We start from the raw sequence: 9,007 nt of genomic DNA, 5'->3' as shown, positions 1-9,007 counted from the left end.
TGAGATTCAGCGCTCGGAAGGCTTGACCGGCGCTTTGGCCATGATCCTTCCCATGTTCGGGTCGATGGGCATGATGGTGGTCATGGCGATGTCCGGCAATCGCTCGCCGAGGATGATCCTGATGTCCGGCCTCTTCGTCGTGGCGATGCTCTGTGTGGCCTTTCTAAACATCTACCGCAACCGCGTCCAGTTCAGGAACTCCGTCACGGGAAGCAGACGCGAATACCTCGCCTACCTGGCCAAAACGAGGCAGAACGCCCGCAAGGCCGAGGACATGCAGAGAGAATTCGCTCAGTGGTTTTTGCCTCACCCCGGCGACCTTCCCATAATCCTCGAGGAAGGCACGCGAGTGGGCGAGCGCGAGCCCTCCGACGAGGAGTTCCTCCTGTCGCGAGTCGGAGCCGCGAACCAGCCCTTCACTTTGGACTACACGAAGGCCGAGGCCTCGGCCGTGGCCGAGGCCGACCCCGTCGCAGAATCCGCCCTGGTCCAGTTCGAGGGGCTCTACAAAGGGCTTGACGAACTGCCGCTGGGCGTCAACCTCTCGACGATCGCCCGCCTGCAGATCATCGGCAACGACCCGGCCAAGGCCCGGGCCGTGGCGCGTTCGGTGCTCGTTCAGATCGCAACCTTCACCAAGGCCTCCGACGTCCGCATCGCCGTGCTCACCAGCACGGCCCACTGGGACGAGTGGGACTGGATCAAGTGGCTTCCCCATGCCGGCTCCGACCGGATCTTCGACTCCATCGGCCCGGCCCGCATGATCGACGTCGATCCGACCAACATCATGGACCTTCTGCCCGACGGCGTCGCCGACCGCCCCCGCTTCGTCTCCGACCAGAACGGAACCGAGCTTCCCCACCTGGTGATCGTCAACGACGGCCTCACCATCCCGCCCGACCATCCGATCATCACCGAAGACGGAGTTTTGGGCGTGACCGTCGTGGAGATTCCCGCCAACTGGGAGTCGCTGACGGACGCGAACACGGTGCGCGTCCAGCTGGGGGAGGGCGATAACCTCGAGCTTTTGCAGATCGGCTTCGAGCCGGTCAGCGGCCGGTCGCACGGACTTTCCGTGGTTCAGGCCGAGGCCGCCGCCAGGCGCCTGGCCACGCAGGCTCTCATACAGACCGACGCCGCGGCGTCGGGCGCAGCCGTCGACGCCCCCGGGGAGGCCTCCGCCGAGCTTGTGGACCTCCTGGGGCTGGGCGACGTCCGCGACCTCGACACGAACATCGCCTGGAGGCCGCGCCTGGAGCGCGACCGCCTGCGCGTGCCCATCGGCCTGACCCCCGAGCACAAAACGGTCTACCTGGACATCAAGGAGTCGGCGCTCAACGGAATGGGCCCGCACGGCCTCATCATCGGCGCGACGGGCTCCGGAAAGTCCGAGGTGCTGCGAACCCTCGTTCTGGCGCTGGCCATGGCGCATTCCTCCGAAGAGCTCAACTTCGTGCTCATCGACTTCAAAGGCGGCGCGACCTTCGCGGGCATGGCGAAGATGCCCCACGTCTCGGCGATCATCACCAACCTCGGCGAGGACCTCACGCTGGTCGACCGCATGGAGGACGCCCTGCGCGGCGAGATGAATCGGCGCCAGGAGCTCCTGCGGGCAGCCGGAAACTTCAAGAACATCCACGATTACGAGCGCGCTCGCAAGAACGGCCGCACCGAGCTCGTGCCGCTTCCCGCGCTTCTCGTGGTGGCCGACGAGTTCTCCGAGCTCCTGGCAGAAAAGCCGGACTTCGTCGATATGTTCAACCAGATCGGCCGCCTCGGCCGATCCTTGGGCGTCCACCTTTTGCTTTCCTCGCAAAGGCTCGAAGAGGGCCGTTTGCGCGGCCTGCAAGAGCACCTGTCATACCGCATCGGCCTGCGCACGTTCTCCGCGCAGGAATCGCGCGGCGTCATCGGCGGCTCCGAGGCCTACGAGCTCCCCGCGATCCCCGGCGTCGGATACCTCAAGCCCGACGCCAGCAGCGGGCTCATCAGATTCCGCTCCTCCTACGTTTCCGGGCCTCCGCCCAAGCGGGCGGAGCTGAGCGCCGCCCTCGGATCCGGCGAGGTTCAAGATGTGGAGATCCTCGACTTCACCGCCAAGCCTCTGCGCCTGGAGACCGAGCAGGTCGAGGAGGTCGAAGAGGATTCGGGCCCGGAGGAGGACGAGCTCGGCGACTCCGGCATCCCCGGGGTGCCGAACACCACCTTCGACATCGCCGTCGCGCGGATGGCGGGCAAGGGGCCGGACGCCCACCAGGTGTGGCTGCCGCCGCTCAACGTCCCGGCCACGCTCGACAGCCTCATGCCGGATCTGCGCGTCTCGCCCGTCCTCGGCCTGCATTCGCCGAAGTGGCGCGGCGCCGGCCAGTTCACGATCCCGGTGGGCGACGTCGACCGCCCGCTCGAACAGCGCAGGGACATCCTCACCCTCGACCTCTCCGGCGCGGGAGGCCACCTTGCGATCATCGGCGGCCCGCAGTCAGGAAAATCGACCTTCGCGCGAACCGTGGTCGGCGCGCTGGCGCTGACCCACACGCCGATGGAGATCCAGGTCTACGCGATGGACTTCGGCGGCGGCACGTTCGCCGGAATGCGGGACCTCGCCCATATGTCCGGCGTCGCCCTGCGAAGCGACGAAACCCGCGTCCGCCGCATGTTCGCTGAGATCAAGTCGATCGTCGATGACCGCGAGCGGTACTTCGCCGCCCAGGGAATCGAATCGATGTCGGCTTACAGGCGCATGCGCGCCGAGGGGAAGGCCGACGACGGATACGGCGACATTTTCCTGGTGGTCGACGGCTGGCAGGCGCTGCGGTCCGACTTCGACGAGCTCGAGATGCGCCTGCAAGACCTCATCCCCCGCGGCCTGAACTTCGGAATGCACGTCATCGCCACGGCGCTGCGGTGGATGAACTTCCGCACCGCCGTCAAAGACATGTTCGGCTCGCGAATCGAGCTGCGTTTGGGCGACGCTCTCGATTCGGAGATCGACAGGAAGCTCTCTCGAAACGTGCCCACCGGCGCTCCCGGGCGCGGCCTTGAGCCGTCCAAGCACCATATTCTGGGCGCGCTTCCCCGGGTGGACGCCGATCACAACCCCGAGAACCTCTCGGAGGGCGTCAACGACTTCGTCGAAAACGTCAACAAACTGTGGACCGGCCCGCGGGGCCCGAAGCTGCGCGTGCTCCCGGACAAGGTTTCCATCGAGCAGGTCCGCCGCAGGGTCAGCAAGGACGATCGCAGGGTCCTTCTGGGGCTCGGCGAATCCCGCCTGGAGCCCTTCGGAATCGACTTCGACGCGAATTCCCACTTCTTCTTCTTCGGAGACCAGAAGTCCGGGAAGACCGCGACTTTGCGGCTCATTTGCTCGGAGATCGCCCGTTTGTACACGCCGCAGCAGGCGCAGATCTTCGCTGTGGACTACCGAGGCTCGCTCCTCGGCGAGCTGCCCGAAGGCTACGTCGGCCGCCACCTGCGCAACGCGGCCGAGGCGACCGAGCAGCTCAACGGCCTGGCGCAGTTCCTCGCAACGCGCGTTCCCGGCTCGGACGTCACCGCCAAGCAGCTGCGCGAGCGCAGCTGGTGGAAGGGCCCTGAGGCGTGGGTCGTCGTCGACGATTACGACCTCGTCGACAATTCCCAGGGCAACCCGGTCAGGGCACTCGTCCCGATGATGGCGCAGGCGCGCGATGTCGGTCTGCACATCATCGTCGCCCGCCGCATGGGAGGCGCGAGCAGGGCCATGTACGGCTCGCCCGTCATTCAGGCGATGAACGACCTCGCCTCGCCCGCTATGCTCCTGCCCGGCAACCCCGAGGAAGGCACCGTCCTCGGCCGGATCCGGCCTCAGGAGGGCATGCCCGGCCGCGGCCAGTTCCGCTCGCGCGAAGTCAATCGCGAGCTGATCCAGGTGGCGTGGCTCGAATCGGCAGTCTCCTTCGACTAGAGCCAGTCTCTTTCGGTTAAAGGCCTCTTCGGACTGGAAGAGACGGTCTCTTTCGATTGAAGGGCTTGACGACCGGACGCAGCGAGCGCAGAGCCCCTCGCCGTTTCATCGCTGGCAGCTCGGGCACCAGAAGAGGCGGCGTCCGGCCATCTCCTTCTCCGCCACGGGCGTGCCGCATCTCAGGCACGGCCTTCCCGTGCGGTGGTAGACCGCGAAACGCTGGGCCTCCGGGTCTTCGCCGTCGGCGCCATCTGCTGCGTCCGGATTTCTCACGTCGGAAGCCTCGGCCGGTTCGGGCCTCAGGTTTTCCGGGACCGTGCGTATGACGCCGTTGGGAACGTCGGCCTGCATCGTCTCAACGAGGTCGTCCCACAGGGCCTTCAGACGCTCGGCCGAAACCTTGTTGCCGGGCCGCAGAGGCGAGATGCCGACGCGGAAAAGGCAGTCCGCGCGGTAGATGTTTCCCGGCCCGGCAGCGATCGACTGGTCGAGAACCAGCTGGCCCACCGGCGACCGCCTCCGCCGAACCGCCTCGACGAAGCGCTCGCGGTCTCCGGGCTCGTTGCGAACTGGGTCGGGGCCGAGCTTGGAGACTGCGGCCCGCACGCCCGGCCCGTCGAGGATCTCGCATCGCGAGGGGCCCGTGAGATCGGCCGCAAACCCATTGGCGGCGAGCCGCAGCCGCACCGTGCTGCCCGCGCCGACGTTGACCGCGTTGTGGTTGCCGCTGCGGACGCCGGCGCCGACGATTGCGTCCGAGCCTTCGCCCGTGAAATGCCACCTGCCGTACAGACCCAGATGAATGTGAAGCCACACGGGCCCGTCGTCGCCCAGGGACGTGCCGCCCAGGGGAGTCTCGGCGAGGGGCGCCGCGCTCAGGGCCATCGCATTTCTCGCGTTTAGAGACGCGCTGTTTGGCGCTTCCTCGCCCGGGGAGGAGTTGCCCGCAGACATGCCGTTCGAAGGCCCGCCGTCGGTGCGGGCGGTGGAGCGGCCGTCGGCGAACGGCATGAAAAAGTGCTTGCCCCACGCTTCGGCCCGTCCGGCCGTGAGCCCGTCCAAGCGGTGCGCGCCGTCGGAAAAGCGGCCCTGCGGGGAGGACGCTACGACGCCGGCGCCCTCGAACCTCTCGTTTATCAGGCGCGCGATGCGGTGAATTGCTTGACCTTCCGGCATGGCCTCCCTTTCTTGCTGTTCGTGCACGTCTTGGCGTGCGTGCGCTTTCTGCCGTTCGCGGGCGCGTTTCCCGGCGTGCGCGTCTCGTTGTTTGCAGCGTTATCCCGGCGCGCGGGATCCCTCCGACTTTCGCGGCGGCGGCTCCGGCATTCCGCAGCTGCGCCGTTCGCGACTCGCAAGGACGCGACCGGCACAGACGCTGCTGCGCCGACGGCGGCCCCGGAAACCGCGGGTTTTCGCGTCGGCGACCATCCTACCCGCGATCGCCGAGGAGACGCCGATTCGCGTCATCCGGCGCTTTCCCTGCCTCTCCCAGCCCTTCCGCGAGGAGCGTTCGACGGGAAGGTTCCACATTGTGTCAGCGGCGACATGCCTGCCCGAGAGATGGGTAGAGTCCGTTGGTGTAAGCAAATACTCAAAACGGTCGATCATTCGATAGGAGATGTGATTGCAATGGCACACCGTTTTCCAGGCCGGCGCCTTCTCGCCATGCGCGGCGTGGCTCTGATCGCCGCCGCGGGTCTGTCCCTCGCCGCGCTGGGGGCGTGCTCGGACGGAGGCGAATCCGGCAAGGAAGCTTCTGGCGGCAACGCCTCGCATGCCGTCAAGGATCCTTCTGGGAACAAATCCTCGGCCGGGGGCGGGCCTTCGGCGAGCGATGCAACGGCTTCGGGTTCGCCGTCGGCAAGCCTCCCGTCCCAGCGCTTCAAGGGCAAAGTCGACGTCAAGGAAGTTCCTTTCTGGAAGTTCCCCACGAAAATGAAAAACTGGAAAGTCGACTTTGTGGAAAAGGACGGCAAGTTCCTTTCGAGGAGCCAGAAGGGCTGCTACCTTGCCGCCGAGCAGCAGTATGTCAGCGGAGCCCAGGGAGGGGACCAGAAGGTCACACAGGAGCTGGCGAACCGGCTTCTCGGTCAGCTGCAACAGAGCATGTCTGATTTCCGATCTGAGCCTTCCGGCAGAACGAAAGTGCACGGCGCGGGAGGGAAGGACGTCGACGGCGTGGCGAGTATGGTGACCTACACCGGAAAGGACGGGAATAACTACCGCGGCTGGTACTGGTTCCGTACTTTCACGGCGACCCCGCCGGCCATCCTCGTGCGAGTCAACTACACGTGCCCGGCATCGGCGTATTCGGAGTCGGAGCTGACGAAGATCGTCGAGAAGAGCGACTTGTCGATCGGAGGCGACTTTACGGGCGGGCTCGGAAACTAGTCGCCTGCGACGCCGGATCGGCGGCCGGCGCGTGCGTTGGACTGCCGACAGAAGACAGCGGGGGACCGCCCTCGTCCGTGAGCCGTCATTATGCAAATAAACTTGAGTGGAATAGACTCAACCTCAGTGGCGTTGTCCTTTATAGACACAGTCTTCTATAGACATCAATGCCGTCCCTCAAGGATGCAAAGGAAAGTGAAAGGCTTATGGACAAACTGACAACCAAATCGCAGGAGGCGCTCGCCGAGGCCATTCGGCTTGCAACCGACGCGGGCAACCCGCAGGTCGAGCCCCTCCACCTGCTCGCCGCGCTCCTCGCCCAGCAGGGCGGGGTGGCCGTGGCGCTTCTCGACGCCGTCGGCGTCAACCGCGGAGAGGTCGAATCTCGCGTGAACGCCGCGCTCGCGGCGCTGCCGGCCTCCGAAGGGTCTTCGGTGCAGCAGCCGGGGGCCTCCCGCACGCTCTCCCGCGTCATCAGCGACGCCGGCAAGGAGGCGACCGCCCTGGGCGACGCCTACATTTCGACCGAGCACCTGCTCATTGCCGTCGCGGCCTCGCAGAGCCAGGCGGGGGAGATCTTGCAGTCGGCGGGCGCTGGCCGCGAACAGCTCGCTGCGGTGCTGCCGAATGTGCGCGGCAGCTCCAAGGTGACGAGCCCCGACCCCGAGGGAACGTTCCAGGCCCTCGAAAAGTACGGGGCGGATCTGACGGCGGCGGCCCGCGAAGGCAAGATGGACCCGGTGATCGGCCGCGACTCGGAGATTCGCCGCGTCGTCCAGGTGCTTTCGCGGCGCACGAAGAACAATCCGGTGCTTATCGGCGAGCCCGGCGTCGGCAAGACGGCCGTGGTGGAGGGCCTTGCCCAGCGCATCGTCGACGGCGACGTGCCGGAGTCCCTGCGCGGTAAGCGGCTCATCCAGCTCGACGTCGCCTCGATGGTGGCGGGCGCGAAGTACCGCGGCGAGTTCGAGGAGCGTTTCAAGGCGGTTCTCCAGGAGATCAAGGATTCGGCCGGCGAGATCGTGACGTTCATCGATGAGATCCACACGATCGTCGGCGCGGGCGGCGGCTCCGAGGGCGCGATGGACGCGGGCAACATGCTCAAGCCGATGCTCGCGCGCGGCGAGCTGCGGCTGATCGGCGCCACCACGCTGGACGAGTACCGCGAGGGCATCGAGAAGGACCCGGCCCTGGAGCGGCGCTTCCAGCAGGTGTACGTGGGCGAGCCCTCGGTGGAGGATACGGTGGCGATCCTGCGCGGAATCGCGCCGAAGTACGAGGCGCACCACAAGGTGACGATCTCCGACGGCGCGCTCGTGGCCGCCGCGACGCTTTCGAACCGCTACATTCCCGGGCGTCAGCTGCCGGACAAGGCCATCGACCTCGTCGACGAGGCCGCCTCGCGCCTGCGCATGGAGCTCGATTCCTCGCCCGAGGAGATCGACGCCCTGCAGCGGCAGGTGGACCGCCTCAAGATGGAGGAGGCCTACCTGGTTGAGACGGAGACGAAGGACGACGCCGCAGCCGCCGACCGGCTGGAGAAGCTGCGGGCCGAGCTTGCGGACAAATCCGAGGAGCTCGCCGCCCTCAACGCGCGGTGGGAGTCCGAGAAGGCCGGGCGCAACCGCGTCGGCGAGCTGAGGGTGAAGCTTGACGAGCTGCGCACGGAGCTCGAACGCGCCGTCCGCGAGGGCCGCTACGAGGACGCCGGCCGCCTCCAAAACGGCGACATTCCGGCCATCGAGGCCGAGATTGCGGAGGCCGAGGCGCAGGAGCTCGCCGAGGCCGACGCCGACGTCGAGCCGATGATCGCCGAGCGTGTGGACGCCGACGAGATCGCGGAGGTGATCTCCGCGTGGACGGGCGTGCCCGTCGGGAAGCTGCTGCAGGGGGAGACGGAGAAGCTGCTGTCCATGGAGGACGTCCTGGGCAAGCGGCTCATCGGCCAGAAGAAGGCGGTGGCGAGCGTTTCGGACGCTGTGCGCCGCTCGCGCGCCGGCGTCGCCGACCCGAATCGGCCGCTCGGCTCGTTCCTGTTCCTGGGGCCCACGGGCGTGGGCAAGACGGAGCTGGCGAAGTCTTTGGCTGAGTTCATGTTCGACGACGATCGCGCGATCGTGCGCATCGACATGTCGGAGTATTCGGAGAAGCATTCCGTCTCGCGTCTGGTGGGCGCCCCTCCGGGATACGTGGGCTACGAGGAGGGCGGCCAGCTGACGGAGGCCGTGCGGCGCCGCCCGTATTCGGTGATTCTGCTGGACGAGGTCGAGAAGGCGAATCCGGACGTTTTCGACATTCTGCTGCAGGTGCTCGACGACGGCCGCCTGACCGACGGCCAGGGGCGCACGGTGGATTTCAAGAACACGATCTTGATTCTGACCTCGAACTTGGGCTCGCAGGCGCTCATGGATCCGACGCTCGACGAAAGCCAGAAGCACGAGGCGGTTATGGCGTCCGTGCGGAAGGCGTTCAAGCCGGAGTTTGTCAACAGGCTTGATGACGTCATCGTGTTCGAGCCGTTGAGCCTGGAGGAGCTGGGCAAGATCGTGGATCTGCAGGTGGAGCAGGTGGCGCGGCGCCTGAAGTCGCGGCGGATCACGCTGGACGTGACCGATGCGGCCAGGGAGTTCCTCGCGATGGACGGGTACGACCCGGCCTATGGCGCGCGCC

The 9,007-nt window shown here is 66.6% G+C and carries 4 protein-coding genes; 3 read left to right on the top strand and 1 reads right to left on the bottom strand.

Features of this window, described 5'->3' with window-relative positions; all coding sequences use genetic code 11:
- Positions 1-3,946, top strand: a 3,946-nt coding sequence (gene eccCa, locus ACO48X_RS09665) for a type VII secretion protein EccCa (protein ID WP_485001879.1), incomplete at its 5' end; no start/stop codon positions are given.
- Positions 3,947-4,051: 105 nt separating this feature from the next.
- On the opposite strand, the gene ACO48X_RS09660 is transcribed toward eccCa, so the two are convergent.
- Positions 4,052-5,122, bottom strand: coding sequence for an Fpg/Nei family DNA glycosylase (locus tag ACO48X_RS09660; RefSeq protein ID WP_485001878.1), 1,071 nt, complete (start codon positions 5,120-5,122; stop codon positions 4,052-4,054).
- Positions 5,123-5,575: 453 nt separating this feature from the next.
- Between ACO48X_RS09660 and ACO48X_RS09655 the strand changes: the two genes are divergently transcribed.
- Both ACO48X_RS09655 and ACO48X_RS09650 read left to right on the top strand, forming a co-directional pair.
- Complete coding sequence (locus ACO48X_RS09655) at positions 5,576-6,337, top strand: hypothetical protein (RefSeq protein WP_485001877.1); 762 nt, start codon at positions 5,576-5,578, stop codon at positions 6,335-6,337.
- A gap of 206 nt (positions 6,338-6,543) precedes the next feature.
- On the top strand, positions 6,544-9,007 hold a 2,464-nt coding region (locus ACO48X_RS09650; protein WP_485001876.1), incomplete at its 3' end, for an ATP-dependent Clp protease ATP-binding subunit.

The organism is Peptidiphaga sp. (assembly GCF_057238965.1).
The sequence above is the reverse complement of the archived record's forward strand: the minus strand, read 5'-3'. Positions and strand labels throughout refer to the sequence as shown.